The sequence below is a fragment of the Ochrobactrum teleogrylli genome, assembly GCF_037482325.1.
Lineage (GTDB): Bacteria > Pseudomonadota > Alphaproteobacteria > Rhizobiales > Rhizobiaceae > Brucella > Brucella teleogrylli.
Genome location: NZ_JBBHKQ010000001.1, coordinates 1,697,981 through 1,711,537 on the forward strand (window position 1 = coordinate 1,697,981; position 13,557 = coordinate 1,711,537).

Below are 13,557 nucleotides of genomic sequence, written 5' to 3' on the forward strand. Positions count from 1 at the left end.
AATTTCTGCCCGCCGCGCGGTGGCAGTAAGAATTTGATCTTAACTTAAATAAGTAAGTATCGATTCTTTGGCATTCTGTCGCTAAACTCCCGCTTCAATATGGGCGAGAGCACGCGCCGAAAACCGCGAAAGACGGGTCTCGGGCAGAATGTGCGCGACAATAAATAGTTAGAGCGCCGATCCGGCACTGTCGGATCGCAAGCGCTTTACAGGGGTGCGGAGTTAATCTTGGAGCTAGACCAGAACACGCTATTCTTCGCAGCGGGCTTGTGTTCGCTTGCGGTGGCGCTGACGATTTTGAGTGTCTGGTATCAGAACCGGATGGACAGGTTCCTGCTCTGGGGTTGCCTGGGCATGATCCTGCTCGGCGCGGGCGCCGTGCTCAACTATTCCGGCCTCCTGGCGCTGGTTCCGTCGCTGGTCATTGCTTTCAGCGTCATGACGGTGGGCTTCGTTTTGCTGTTTGTCGGCGCAAGGCAGATATCCAGCAATCCGGTCAACAGGAAGCAACTCGTCGCATTTTCGATCATAGCGATTGCCGCTGTTCTGGGGCCGATTGTCTTGGGCGTTGCCGGTATCGGCATTGCGCTCTTCAACTTCATTGCCGCATTTCTGCTGTTCATCACCGCCAGGGAATATGTCTCGGTCTATGAGGAGGCCCCGGTTCCTGTTGTTGGCATGATGGTGCTTTATCTGCTGACGGCCATATCGTTTTTGCTCTGCGGTTCCGTCATTGTCTTTGACCGGCAATGGACGCTGACCAGTATGCCGAGCAATCTGGCGGAAGATTTCAATGCCATCATGGCGATCATCGGCATTACGGGGATCGGGGCGCTATCACTGACCTTCACGCAGTCGCGTGTGGCGCGTCGCCATGCGAACGAAGCGCGCACGGACAGCCTGACAGGGTTGCTCAACCGGCGGGCGCTTTACGACAGTCTGGCCATCGATGTGATGCGCATCGGCGATTCCGTAATCGTGTTCGATCTGGATGACTTCAAGTCGATCAATGATAGCCACGGTCATACGGTCGGGGATCGCGTATTGCTGGAATTCGCAGGCATCATCCGTGCCTATGCCGGGCAGGATGCGCTCATTGCACGCATAGGCGGCGAGGAATTCGTGCTCATCCTGCGCCAAACATCCAATGTGAATGTTCTGGCGATCGCGGACAAAATCCGCAAGGCTTTTGCTTCGGCGTCTTTCGATACGACGCATGCTCCTTTCAGCACCACCACCAGCGCCGGTATCGCTTTTCTGACCGCGGCGGATACCGGGTTTGAGACGGTTTTCCGTCGCGCGGATGCCGCGCTTTATCGCGCCAAGGATCTGGGACGTAACCGTATCTGTACGGAATTGCAGATTGTAGCCTGATTATTTCTTCCAAAACGGAAGGAATTAGCTTCGTTTCACCCCGCTAATCAGGGGGCGTTTTCTCTGACAATATCAGGTTCAGTAATCAACGGTTTGAAACGAGGCATCTATACGGCGTCTCGTACTTCATGCGAACATCAAGGACAGACGCCATGCTGGTAGACGGAAAATGGACTGAAGACTGGCAACCGGTTCAGGCCAAGGATGAGAAGGGCGGCTTCGTGCGCCAGATCTCCGGTTTCCGTAACTGGGTCACACCGGATGGCAGCGCGGGACCGACCGGCGAGGCGGGTTTCAAGGCGGAAGCCGACCGCTATCATCTCTATGTCGCCTATATCTGCCCATGGGCCTCGCGCACGCTGATCGCGCGCAAGCTAAAAGGGCTGGACAAGCTCATTTCGATCTCGGTGGTAGAGCCTGCGCTGACGGATCAGGGCTGGCGTTTCGGTGACTATCCGGGGTCCAACCGCGATAGCCTCAATGGCGCAACCTATATGCATGAGCTCTATACCAAAGCCGATCCCTACTATACGGGACGCGCCACCGTGCCGGTACTTTGGGACAAAAAGACCAAAACCATCGTCAACAACGAATCCGCCGACATCGTGCGTATGTTCAACACCGGTTTTGGCGATCTCGCCAATAACGATATCGACCTTTATCCCGAGCCGTTGCGCGCCGAAATCGATGCGCTGAACGAACATATCTATCCGAGCCTGAACAACGGCGTCTATCGGGCGGGCTTCGCCACCACGCAGATCGCCTATGACGAAGCCTTCCGCGATGTGTTCCGCACGCTTGATGAACTGGAGGCAAGGCTTTCGGCCAAGGGGCCGTTCCTGTACGGGGAACAGTTCACCGAAACGGATATCCGCCTCTTCGTTACTCTGGTGCGTTTCGATGCGGCCTATCATGGCCTGTTCAAGTGCAATCTGCGTCGGCTGGTTGATTATGCGGCGCTCAGCGCCTGGCTGACGCGAATTCTGGATATTCGCGGCATTCGGGAAACGGTCAACATCGACCATATCAAGCGTGGTTATTATTCCATCAAGGCGCTGAACCCCACCGGCATCGTGCCGCTTGGCCCCGATCTTCCGGGATTGGCTCCCGTCCAAATTTGAAAGCGAATGACAGACAAATGCGTTCTTTGGTAATTTTCCTTCACGGTGTCGGCAGTCGCGGCGCGGACCTTTCTTCGCTTGGCACGTTCTGGGCCGATAGCTTGCCCGGCACCGTATTTGCAGCGCCTGATGCGCCTTTTGCCTTCGATCAGGGTGGCTCGGGCCATCAGTGGTTCAGCGTCAGCGGCGTCACCCCGGCCAACCGTCCGCAGCGGATTGTTGAGGCGCGTGCGCCTTTTGATGAAACACTGACAAGGATCATTTCCGAACACGGCTTCGCCGACAAACTCGACCGCGTGGCACTGGTCGGTTTTTCGCAAGGAGCGATCATGTCGCTTGACGCTCTGGTTTCGGGTCGCTGGCCCATTGCCGCTGTGGTTGCCTTTTCTGGCAGGCTGGCTTCGCCAGAACCGTTTACGCCGACGCTTGCGACGCAGGCCATGCTTGTGCACGGCAGCGCCGATCCGGTTATTCCGGCAAGCGAATCCGAAAGCGCGAATGCGCGCCTTGGCGAGATTGGCGTGAATTCCACCTGCCACATCTTTCCCGATGTCAGCCATACGATATCAGCCGACGGAGCCGTCATGGCTGCAGCCTTTCTGCGGTCTGCTTTGAAGCTTGGATAATTTCCATATTCAGCTATTTTCCTGTTCTTAAGCGGAAGAAAATAGCTGAAATGGAAGCAATCGATGGATCGGCTTGACTGCGAACGGATGTTCGTTGCGGTGCTGGATACGGGCAGTTTTTCTGCGGCGGCGCAACGGCTTGGAACGAGCAGCGGTCAGGCGTCCAAACTCGTGTCACGGCTGGAAGCCGATCTGGGTGTCCAGCTTATCAAGCGCACCACGCGCGCCTTGTCGCCGACCGAGGTGGGGTACGCCTATTATGAGCGCATGAAAGGCCTGTTGCAGGACTTTGACGCGCTGGAAGCCGCGGTGCGCAACGCATCAGGTGCTCTGACTGGACGCATCCGGCTGACGGCTCCTTTGTCATTCGGCACCTTGCGGCTGACTCCCATATTGCTGCAATTCGCGCAATCTTTTCCCGATATCCAGATTGATGTGAGTTTTTCCGACAGGGTTGTCAGTCTGGTCGATGAAGGTTTCGATATCGGGGTTCGGATCGGAAAGCCGCTCGACAGCAGCCTGATTGCCCGCAAACTGTGCGATGCGCGGGTGGTTCTGGTGGCCGCACCGTCCTACCTTGCCGAACATGGAACGCCGGTTCATCCACAGGAACTGACGCAGCATAGCTGCATCATTGATACGAATTTCCGCGATCCGTATGTCTGGCGTTTCGCTTCCTCACAAGGCGGCGACGGCGAGACGGTCAATGTTGCAGGCCGGTTGCATTTTTCCAATGGCGAAGCCTGTCTTGATGCGGCCCTTGCCGGATTGGGCATTGCCCACGTCCCAACATTCATTGCCGGGCCATCCATCCGTGAGGGGCGGGTGCAGCGGCTCCTTGGCGAGTTTGAAAGCACGCCGCTTGGCATCCATGCGGTCTATCCGCCTGCGCGCCATCTGGCGATCAAGGTACGCACCCTCGTCGACTATCTGGCGGAGAGTTTTCGCGGTGAGCCTGACTGGGATCGTGGTTGGAACTAAAACAGGTTGCGCCCGCCGGAAGGCGGGCGTCGTCTCGCAGACTTTAGCCTGCGGTGTCTTGTTCCCGCTGGCGCCAGTTGACGACAAGCTCTTCACGGAAAGCAAAGCGCACCAGATGCCGTACAACCACATCCTGCAACTGTGTCAGCGAAGGCTGATCGGGCGAGGTGAGGGCGATATGCAGAAATGCATCATCGGCCCGTAACCGGCAGTCGCCGATGGAGAAGCTGATCTGCCCCGCTGCCGGATCGAAAGTGACCGGCAGCTTATGCGCAAAATGCTTGGCCAATTGCTGCAAATAGCGGCTGGCATGGGCGGTCGCGATGGACGCTTCAGAATCCACGACCGTATTCGACGTGTCCATCAGCTTTCCTCCACAATGCGGGCAGCTTCGTTGAGTGCGGTGACGATGGCTTCAGCGCTTGCGGCATCCATCGGTCCACGATGCAGCCTTTGGCGAACCGTCATCTTCAGACTTTTCAGCGCGTGAATGACGGTGTGCGGCATCTCGCCGTTGTTCTCGGCAAAGCTGCTTATTCTGCTCAAAAGCGCATCGGCTGCGGCACGATTTGCGACCAGAAAGGCCTCACCCTCTGCCGTGATGCGATTGAGCTTCTTGCCTGAAGCGCCGGGTTCGGTGACGGTGTAGCCCATGTCGTCCAGCCATGAAAGCGTCGGATAGATCACCCCGGGGCTTGGCGTGTAAACGCCTTGCAGCCGTTCGGAAATATCCTTGATCAGCTCATATCCATGACGGGGGCGTTCGGCGATCATGGTAAGGACCAGCAGGCGCAGGTCGCCATAATCGAAAATCCGCTCACGACGGTGACCGCCTCGGCCACCACGTCGTTCGCCCCGATGCTCGTCATGGTCCTCGCGAGAATGTTCGCCGCGATGACGGCCACGCCCACCGAAGGGACCACCCCGGTGACCGCCGCGATGATCGCCATGGCGACCGTGACGATGACGGGTTTCTTCTTGTTCCGGATGATTTGGGCGATCCGGATCGCCATTGCTTGTGTTTGTCATGTCCACAAGATAAATCCCGATATATCGAAAAACAAGATATATCGAAATTAATTTTTCGTAATGCGTTTCGATCTGTCACTTGAACAGAAGGTCGACCTGCGCCTCGAACATGGTTGCGGTGTCGATCAGGCTGTCCTGCCCGAGTAGACCGTTATGGACGATGCCCATCCACACGGGCGCGGTCAGCAGATGCGGATAGGTCTTCAGGATCGTACCCTTCAGCTCTCCGCGTTCTTCAGCCACGTCGATCAGCCAGCGTATCCGATCCAGAAAAGGCTCATAGACTTCGGTGCGGTAAACTTCCGTGAGATACGGAAAGGCATGTCCTTCGGCGAGCACAAGCCGCGCCACAGTCGCCCGCCCCTTGTCCTCGATGGTCCGCATCACCGGGATCATGGTGCGTTTGCAATAATCGGAAACCCGCTCGTCCGCCCTGATCGGGAAGTTTTCAATCTCACCGAGCGGGTTGGTCACGATATCGCGGACGATGCCAGCAAAGAGATCTTCCTTGGTGTCGAAATAGCGGTAGGCCGTGCCTTTGGCGAGGCTGGCGCGTTCGGCGATACCGGCCATGGTCGCATTGGCATAGCCCTTGTCCAGAAACTCCCGCATCGCGGACCTGATGATCTGCCTGCGGGTGCGCGCCGTCTTCTCTGGGCTGGGACCGCGCGTTCTGGGCACCCTTGTTGCGGTGCGAGGCTCGGTCCTCTGCGCTTCAGCACGATTGGTCGTCGGATTGTTGACCATGGCTGTATTCCCTTCCTCATGGCATCGTCATGTCAAAGCAGCTTGCAGAACGATTCCAGTTGAATTGGTCTTTTTGCGTGCTCCATCTCAGTGTTGTCGCGCATTATGCCACACAGAACTATTGCAGTTTTTTGCCGGGAATACTTTACGTGCACTGTTGGCGATTAATTTTTGAAAGCGCACCTACAGCGCGATTACATAAAACTTCGAGTCCACTGCCATGACAGGAAAACTCTCTGGCAGGGCAGACCGTTCCACCACGGTAAAACCATTCTTTTCATAAAAACGGTGTGCGCCGAGAAACTTATCCGTTGTTCCAAGATAAATGCGGCGAATGCCTTTTTCCCGGGCATGAGCGAGCAGGGCAGACAACAACTTGCTGGCAGTCCCAATCCCGGAACCCCGATAGGCAGCGGCGACGAACATTTTCCGCAGAGCGGCTTCATTGTTGCCGATATCCTTGAGCGCGATTGTTCCGACGACATCGCCATCATGTTCCGCAACCCAGAACTCCCCGCTGCCTAACCGATAAAAGCTGTCGATGGAATTGAGGTCGGGCTGGTCTTCGGCGGTTATGGCGATGCCATATTCGTCCCGCTGGATCGGCAGGATAACGGAAAATACGCCTTCCAGATCAGTTGGTTGAAAAGGGCGAACGGAGACGAAAACGGGTGTGGTGGTGTCGGCCATAAGGGGAGCATTTCATTAAAGGAAAGGATGACGGATTGTTAGCGCAAAATCAGCTGAGATCAATCGGCTCTGACGAGCGTGGGTGTGTCGCTCCGCAGTCAGAACTTGCGATAGATAAAGCTATCCGGGATGGGAGCAGCGGCGTTTTCCTGCGCCATGGCCGTCACCGTATCGCGCAGCGGTGAGCGTACACAGACCGGATCGGTCGCGCTTGCATCACCAGCCAGCGCCATCGCCTGACAGCGGCAGCCGCCGAAGTCTATCTCCTTGCGCTCGCAACTGCGGCAGAGGTCGGGCATCCAGTCATCGCCGCGATAGGCATTAAAGGCCTCGCCATCAAACCAGATATCGGCCAGTCCCTTATCGCGAACATTGTCGAAGCGAAGCGACGGGATTGTTTCTGCGGCATGGCACGGCAGCACGCGCCCGTCGGGCGTAACATTGAGGCCAACCCGGCCCCAACCGCCCATGCAGGCTTTCGGATAGGACGAATAATAATCAGCCGGAACATAATCGATCACAAGTCGGCCTTCGAGACGCTTGCGCGCTTCAGCGACGGTCTGGTTGGCTTTGACGACCTGCTCGCGCGTCGGCAAAAGCGCCGCCTTGTTTTTCTCCGCCCAGCCGTGAAACTGCACGGTTGCAATTTCGATGCGGCGCGCGCCAAGCGTCAGGGCAAGTTCCAGCATCGCGTCGAGCTGGTCCATATTCTGCTTGTGGCAGACGGCATTGACGGTCAGCGGAATGCCCGCCGTCGTGACCCAGTTCGCCACGGCCATCTTGCGTTCGAACCCGTTTTTATATCCGCCTATACGGTCCGCCGATGCGGCGTCGGTGCCTTGTATGGAAAGTTGCACATGGTCGAGACCAGCTTGCCCGAGTGCGTCCACACGCGCTTGCGTGAGACCGATGCCCGAGGTGATCAGGTTCGCATAAAGCCCAAGCTTGACTGCGGCCCCAGTCAACTCAAGAAGATCGCGCCGCGCCGCCGGTTCTCCACCGGAAAGATGGAGGTGCAGGACACCCATTTTGGCGGCCTGACGAAAGACCTCTATCCACTCTTCAGTCGAAAGCTCCTGCTTTACGCCAATCAGTTCCAGCGGGTTGGAACAATAGGGGCAGGCAAGGGGGCAGCGATGCGTCAATTCGGCAAGCAAAGCCATCGGCGGCGGTGCCAGCCGTTTCAGCTTTGCTTCCTGAATTGCCAGATTCATGTCTGAACCTCGATCATGCGGCGGTGGGCCAGTTCCTGAACGAAGGCCAGCACATCGCCGCCGACCTGTTCGCGTGGCGCATTGAATTCCAATGCGAAAGCATCGCAGATCGCATCGATGCTGCGCACACCATCAAGCGCATTGACGATCAGGATCGCAATATCGTCGAGCGCCATGGCGCGCTCGGGCGCCAGAAGCACGGTTTGTCCGCGCACCTCATCGACGCGCAGTCTCACACCACGCGCAAGCGTGACGATATCGGCCGGTTTGATGGCGACGCTGCCTGTCTCGCTCATGCGGAAACCCTCTTTTCTGCCAGAGCCTTGTCCCATGCGGCATTCACGCCTTGCCTGCCATCCCACGCGCCAGGCGGGATCATGCCGGGGGCCACATAGGCCGCATAAAGCGCATCAAGCTGCGCCCACAGCACATCCGTTTTGAAGGTCAGGGCAGCGGCCACAGCATCCTGCTTTTCCAGAGTGTCGGCATGTTCCAGCACATAGGCAAGACCATATTCGACATCGACCGGCGCTTCGTTGAGCCGCTGGCGGAAATAGGACAGCGCGTCTTCATCGGCGAAGGCATAATGCTTCAAAAGGCCCGCAATACGATCCTTGTGGATTTTCGGCGCAAACAGTTCGGTAAGCGACGACGCGACTGCATCCAGAAGCGGCTTGTCACGGACATAGTGGACATAAGCACCCACTGCAAAGCGGGTTGCCGCCAGAATGCCCTTGCCAGACGCCACATAGTCGGGATCAAGGCCAACGGCTTCGGCCAGTTTGAGCCAGCGCCGGATGCCGCCACCTTCATGGATGCCGCCGTCGTGGTCTTCGATCCGCGAGCGCCAGGCGCGGCGCATATCGACATCCTCGCAGCGTGAAAGGAACGCCGCATCCTTCATGGGAATGCTGCTTTGATAGCAATAGCGATTGATCACCCAGGCGCGCACTTCCGTAATGGTGCATTCGCCGCCATGCAGCCGGATATGGAACGGATGCTTGTCGTGATAACGCTCGTGACCGATGGCCAGAAGTCGGGCGTGGAATGTGTCCTTGTCGGCAGCGTCTTTCATAAGCTGATCTCCTTGCCGTCAAAGGCGATTTCGAACCCGTTATCCTCGACCAGCTTCCGCTCGGGGCCATCACGCCAGACCGGGTTCGTATTGTTGATATGGACATATATCTTGCGTCGAACTACCACCTTGGCGAGCGCTTTCAGGCTGCCCTCGTCGCCCGAGATGGACATATGCCCCATGCGTTGGCCAGACTTGATGCCGGTGCCGGATTTGATCATCTCGTCATCGGTGAAAAGCGTGCCGTCGAAATAAAGAATATCGGCGCCGCTGATCCGAGCCTTGAGATCGTCGCGCAGCAGCGCACAACCCGGAATGTAGTAGACTCGGTGCCTGACCGTGATGAGTTCGACGCCCACCGTCTGCTCGCCCTCAAGCGCCGTGTCCGGGTTTTCGCCTTCCATGAAGAGCGGCACTTTTCCGGGCACGGAAAACAATCGGGCCTCGATGCCGGGAACCAGCATGAAAGGCTCATTCAGCGCCACGATTTCCTGCGTTACGAAAGCCGGATCGAGCGCATTGAAAATCGGATTTGCAGCGAGAATATCGCGAATGGCAGCAGTCATCACCAGCCGGAACGGCTGCTTTTCCCGCAGCGTCAAAAGACCGGCGATGTGATCTATATCGCCATTGGTCAGGAGCACGGTCTTGATCGGACTGTCACGCAACGCTCGCGGATGCAAGGCGGGTGTGTTGATCAGTTGCTGTCGCAGGTCGGGCGATGCGTTGAGCAGCGCCCAGCTGTCGCCATCCGATGTGACGGCCAGCGAGGACTGGGTTTGCGGCATAATCCCATCCGGCAGGCCCAATCGCGCCAGACGGCAGTTTTCACAACCACAATTCCACTGAGGGAGACCGCCCCCAGCGGCGGCCCCAATCACGATTGCGCGGATCTCCGTCATGAAACTGTTCCCGCGTATGGGGAGACAGTTCAGAACAGGATCGGTTCGTCACCGTCTGCCGGTGCATAGCGATTGATTTCCATGCCGCAGCTAACTTCGATGAACTTCGGTGCATGCCAGGACAGGGATTTCGTCATGCGGCTTCTCCTTGGTTGGACGAATGATAACATTGTACCACCTATAAACTAGGAAGAGCCGCGCCGTTTGGTAGGCCAGATCAAGTCAATTTTACCACAGGCTCAGCTGTGCCGATAAACGCCTTGTCCTATCTTGCGCTATCCGTTCCGCCCTTCTTGTCCTTGATTGGCGCGTTGCCGTGGATGAGATCGCGCCCGGCATAAATGCCTTCGGTTAATTCGATTGTGAGGCGATCACTGTCGCGACGGCGAACATCTTCCATGACACGCTCGCGCTCCTCTTCATCGACGTCCAGCATTTCCAGCGCTTTTTCGCCAAGAGCCAGCGCCGATTCAAAGGTCTCGCGGATTTGATATTCGACACCCGCATTGATCAGTTCGATGGCATGTTCGCGGTCGAGGGATCGTGCCAATACCGGAACAAGCGGAAATTCCGCCTTCACCAGTTCCGCGATTTTCAGGCTGGCTTCGCGGTCGTCAACGCTGATGACGATCAGTCGCGCATGATGTGCGCCCGCAGCATGCAGTATGTCGAGGCGCGAGCCGTCGCCGAAATAGACCTTGAAGCCGAAGTCCTTCGCGTTGCGGATGGCATCGGTGTTGGTTTCGATAATGGAAATCGAGCAGCTGTTACCAAGAAGCGGCTGGCTGACGATCTACCCGAAACGGCCAAAGCCGATCAGGAGGACGCTGGCGGACAGATTGTCTGCCGTCTCGACATCTTCCATGGAAGGCGCGGGTTTTGGCATCAGCCGGTCATGCAGGATGATCATGATCGGTGTGAGCGCCATGGAGACGATAATCGTCGCTGTCAGGATCGCATTGGCCTCGGCGTCGATGATGTTGACCGCCGTGGCAGCGGCATAAAGGACGAAGGCGAACTCACCGCCCTGCGCCATCAGAACGGCGCGTTCGACGGCTTCGCGGTTGCTGGCGCGAAACAAGCGGGCAACCGCATAGATACCGAACATTTTCAAGAGCATATAGGCGACGACCGCAACGATGATCAGCTGCCAGCTGGCCGCAATCACCGCAAGGTCGAGCGACATGCCGACGCCGAGAAAGAACAGGCCGAGCAGTACACCGCGAAATGGTTCGACATCGGCTTCAAGCTGGTGGCGGAAGGTGGATTCCGACAGCAGCACGCCAGCAAGAAATGCGCCCATCGCCATCGATAGCCCGCCGAGTTGCATGGCAAGCGCTGCACCCAGCACGACGAAAAGTGCTGCCGCCGTCATCACCTCGCGCGCTTTGGCTTTGCCGAGAATGCGGAATAACGGGTCGAGCAGATAGCGCCCTGCCAGGATCAAGCCGACGATGGAGGCAAGCCCGATGGCAATGCCGGTCAGACGGTCGGCGAGCGTTGTTTCTTCGCCGCCCGGTGCCAGAAAGGCCACGAGCGCCAGAAGCGGCACGATGGCGAGGTCTTCGAGCAGCAGAATTGCAACGATGCGGCGACCTTTCGGCAGACCCATGGCCCGCCGTTCTTCCAGCATTTGCATCACGATGGCAGTCGACGTCAGCACGAAACCGGTGCCTGCGACGAAGCTTTGCGCGACCGGATAGCCAAGCGTAAGGCCGACGATAGTGAGAAGACCGATACAGAGTGCCACCTGTGCCAGACCGAGACCGAAGATTTCACCACGCATAGACCACAGGCGCGAGGGCTGCATCTCCAGACCGATGATGAACAGGAACATCACCACGCCGAGTTCGGCAACATGCAGGATCGCCTGCGGATCGGAAAATAGTCCAAGACCGAACGGCCCGATGATCAGCCCGGCTGCGAGATAGCCGAGCACCGAGCCGAGACCGAGTCGTTTGAACAAAGGCACTGCAATGACGGCTGCGCCCAAAAGCACGACGATGGGGATAAGATCGAAACCGCCATGATGGGCGGCTTCGGCGGCGTGGGTTGCGGTTTCAGCAGCGGCCATTGGCTATTTCCTTGCCATTGCCAGCATTTGGCTGGCAAAAATGTGGGGGAGAGCAAAGATTACAAGAAGAATCGGGTGTTCCGAAGTCAATGTATCGCTACGCTTGACGAGGAGCGAGTCTCGGCATGTTCTGCACAAAGCAAATATTGCGGGGCTATGGTCTATTGAAATTATTTTTTGTAGTCTCCATGTAGTTTGTGCCCGCTAGAGGAAGCGGGCTATGGGGAGGTCCGCCGCAAGGCGGCTTTGCGTCTGATTTGGGAGGACATATGCGTAGGTTTATTCTGGCCGTAACGTCGGTCGCTGCTTTGGCAATGATGGGAGCCGGTTCGGCGTCGGCGGAAGATTACAAGCTGCTCGCGCCGGCTGCCCCGGGCGGCGGCTGGGACCAGACGGCACGCACGATGCAGAGTGTGCTTCAGGACGAAAAGATCTCCAGCAGCGTACAGGTTATCAACGTACCGGGTGCCGGTGGCACTATCGGTCTGGCGCAGTTCGTCAATCAGAACAAGGGCGACGCCAGCCAGCTGATTGTTGGCGGTTATGTGATGGTCGGCGCAATCCTGACCAACAAATCGCCGGTAACGCTGGATCAGGTCACGCCGATTGCGCGCCTGACAGGCGAATATGAAGCCATTGTTGTTCCCGCCGCATCCGATATCCAAAATCTCGGCGATCTTGTCGCCAAGCTGAAGGCCGATCCTGGTTCCGTATCCTGGGGTGGCGGTTCGGCAGGCGGCACCGATCACATCACGGCTGGCCTTTTTGCAAAGGCGGCTGGCGTCGATCCGACCAAGGTGAACTACATCGCGTTTTCAGGTGGCGGTGAAGCATTGGCCGCTATTCTCGGCAATCAGGTGACGGTCGGCATTTCCGGTTACGGCGAATTCGACTCGCAGATCAAGGCCGGTACGCTGCGTATCATCGGCATTTCCAGCGATGAGCGTGTGGAAGGCATCGATGCGCCCACCTTCAAGGAAGGCGGCGTGGACGTCTCCATCCAGAACTGGCGCATGGTTGCTGCCGCTCCGGGCATCACGGCTGAACAGGAAGCCGCGATCAACGCCGATGTCGAAAAGCTCGTGAAATCGGAATCCTGGCAGAAGGCGCTGAAGGATAAGGGTTGGGCCGATACCTATCTCGCCGGTCCGGCATTCAAGGAACAGCTCGCCAAGGATGTCGCGGCGACTGAGACAATCCTCAAGGAAATCGGCCTCGTCAAATGACAGGGTCTCAACAGCACGATGAGCGTCGCCCTGACAGGGCGGCGCCGGATATCGCCGCTCTTGTCATCGCTTTCATTCTGGCTGCCGTTTCGATCGCCATTGCCTGGTCCACGGCCTATGGCAACGAGGTGACGAGTTACTCGCCGGTCGGCCCGAAAACCGTTCCCTATGTCGTTGCAGCCGGATTGTTCGGCCTTGCCATATGGACAGTTATCGAAGCGCTACGCGGTGATTTTCCCGAAAGAGAGCATCAGGAAATTGCCCCCATGGCGTGGATCATCGGCGGTCTGGCTATCCAGATGCTGACGATGAAGACAGCCGGGTTTTCGCTTGCCACCGGATTGCTGTTCGCGGCAACCGCACGCGGCTTTGGCTATCGCAAGTTCTGGATCAGCGTTCCGGCAGGCATCATCTTTGCCTTCGTGATCTGGTTCATCTTCGCGCGTGGTCTTCAGCTGTCGCTGCCATCCGGCTGGCTTGAACGTTTCGTCTAACGGC

At 57.5% G+C, this 13,557-nt stretch carries 15 protein-coding genes and 1 pseudogene; 6 read left to right on the forward strand and 10 right to left on the reverse strand.

What is annotated here, in order from left to right; translation table 11 throughout:
* Positions 1 to 228 precede the first annotated feature (228 nt).
* From WIX40_RS07865 to WIX40_RS07880, 4 genes are all read left to right on the forward strand, one after another.
* Positions 229 to 1,374: a GGDEF domain-containing protein gene (locus WIX40_RS07865; RefSeq protein WP_339439740.1), complete on the forward strand. Its 1,146-nt coding sequence runs from the start codon at positions 229 to 231 to the stop codon at positions 1,372 to 1,374.
* A gap of 152 nt (positions 1,375 to 1,526) precedes the next feature.
* The gene (locus tag WIX40_RS07870; protein ID WP_339439742.1) at positions 1,527 to 2,495 is read left to right on the forward strand and encodes a glutathione S-transferase family protein; all 969 of its coding nucleotides are present in this window, start codon (positions 1,527 to 1,529) and stop codon (positions 2,493 to 2,495) included.
* The gene (locus WIX40_RS07875) at positions 2,492 to 3,121 is read left to right on the forward strand and encodes an alpha/beta hydrolase (RefSeq protein WP_339439744.1); all 630 of its coding nucleotides are present in this window, start codon (positions 2,492 to 2,494) and stop codon (positions 3,119 to 3,121) included. Before WIX40_RS07870 ends, WIX40_RS07875 begins: the two co-directional genes overlap by 4 nt.
* 63 nt (positions 3,122 to 3,184) lie before the next feature.
* Complete coding sequence (locus tag WIX40_RS07880) at positions 3,185 to 4,102, forward strand: LysR family transcriptional regulator (protein WP_339439746.1); 918 nt, start codon at positions 3,185 to 3,187, stop codon at positions 4,100 to 4,102.
* A 43-nt stretch (positions 4,103 to 4,145) separates the two neighbouring features.
* Here the strand turns inward: WIX40_RS07880 and WIX40_RS07885 are convergent, their stop codons facing one another.
* The 10 genes and pseudogenes from WIX40_RS07885 to WIX40_RS07930 form a co-directional block, all read right to left on the reverse strand.
* The gene (locus WIX40_RS07885; RefSeq protein WP_171317411.1) at positions 4,146 to 4,466 is read right to left on the reverse strand and encodes a DUF2218 domain-containing protein; all 321 of its coding nucleotides are present in this window, start codon (positions 4,464 to 4,466) and stop codon (positions 4,146 to 4,148) included.
* Positions 4,466 to 5,131 carry a PadR family transcriptional regulator gene (locus tag WIX40_RS07890; RefSeq protein ID WP_339439748.1) on the reverse strand — a complete coding sequence of 222 codons (666 nt, stop codon included), beginning with the start codon at positions 5,129 to 5,131 and terminating at the stop codon, positions 4,466 to 4,468. Before WIX40_RS07890 ends, WIX40_RS07885 begins: the two co-directional genes overlap by 1 nt.
* 75 nt (positions 5,132 to 5,206) lie before the next feature.
* The gene (locus tag WIX40_RS07895) at positions 5,207 to 5,878 is read right to left on the reverse strand and encodes a TetR/AcrR family transcriptional regulator (protein WP_339439750.1); all 672 of its coding nucleotides are present in this window, start codon (positions 5,876 to 5,878) and stop codon (positions 5,207 to 5,209) included.
* A gap of 183 nt (positions 5,879 to 6,061) precedes the next feature.
* Entirely contained in the window at positions 6,062 to 6,568 is a 507-nt protein-coding gene (locus WIX40_RS07900; protein ID WP_171317406.1) for a GNAT family N-acetyltransferase, read from the reverse strand.
* 98 nt (positions 6,569 to 6,666) lie between these two features.
* Complete coding sequence (gene pqqE, locus WIX40_RS07905) at positions 6,667 to 7,782, reverse strand: pyrroloquinoline quinone biosynthesis protein PqqE (protein WP_339439753.1); 1,116 nt, start codon at positions 7,780 to 7,782, stop codon at positions 6,667 to 6,669.
* Positions 7,779 to 8,078, reverse strand: coding sequence for a pyrroloquinoline quinone biosynthesis peptide chaperone PqqD (gene pqqD, locus WIX40_RS07910; RefSeq protein ID WP_339439755.1), 300 nt, complete (start codon positions 8,076 to 8,078; stop codon positions 7,779 to 7,781). Before pqqD ends, pqqE begins: the two co-directional genes overlap by 4 nt.
* On the reverse strand, positions 8,075 to 8,857 hold the full coding sequence (gene pqqC / locus WIX40_RS07915) for a pyrroloquinoline-quinone synthase PqqC (protein ID WP_339439756.1): 783 nt from the start codon (positions 8,855 to 8,857) through the stop codon (positions 8,075 to 8,077). The genes pqqD and pqqC overlap by 4 nt, the downstream gene beginning before the upstream one ends.
* Entirely contained in the window at positions 8,854 to 9,759 is a 906-nt protein-coding gene (gene pqqB, locus WIX40_RS07920) for a pyrroloquinoline quinone biosynthesis protein PqqB (RefSeq protein ID WP_339439757.1), read from the reverse strand. The genes pqqC and pqqB overlap by 4 nt, the downstream gene beginning before the upstream one ends.
* Positions 9,760 to 9,788: 29 nt before the next feature.
* Positions 9,789 to 9,884 carry a pyrroloquinoline quinone precursor peptide PqqA gene (gene pqqA, locus WIX40_RS07925; protein WP_078337071.1) on the reverse strand — a complete coding sequence of 32 codons (96 nt, stop codon included), beginning with the start codon at positions 9,882 to 9,884 and terminating at the stop codon, positions 9,789 to 9,791.
* A gap of 140 nt (positions 9,885 to 10,024) precedes the next feature.
* Positions 10,025 to 11,833 (reverse strand): annotated as a pseudogene (locus tag WIX40_RS07930) (monovalent cation:proton antiporter-2 (CPA2) family protein).
* A 269-nt stretch (positions 11,834 to 12,102) separates the two neighbouring features.
* Between WIX40_RS07930 and WIX40_RS07935 the strand changes: the two are divergent.
* Together WIX40_RS07935 and WIX40_RS07940 are read left to right on the forward strand one after the other, a co-directional pair.
* Positions 12,103 to 13,059, forward strand: a complete 957-nt coding sequence (locus WIX40_RS07935) for a Bug family tripartite tricarboxylate transporter substrate binding protein (protein WP_109367269.1) — start codon at positions 12,103 to 12,105, stop codon at positions 13,057 to 13,059.
* Positions 13,056 to 13,553: a tripartite tricarboxylate transporter TctB family protein gene (locus tag WIX40_RS07940; protein WP_109367270.1), complete on the forward strand. Its 498-nt coding sequence runs from the start codon at positions 13,056 to 13,058 to the stop codon at positions 13,551 to 13,553. The genes WIX40_RS07935 and WIX40_RS07940 overlap by 4 nt, the downstream gene beginning before the upstream one ends.
* Positions 13,554 to 13,557 lie beyond the last annotated feature (4 nt).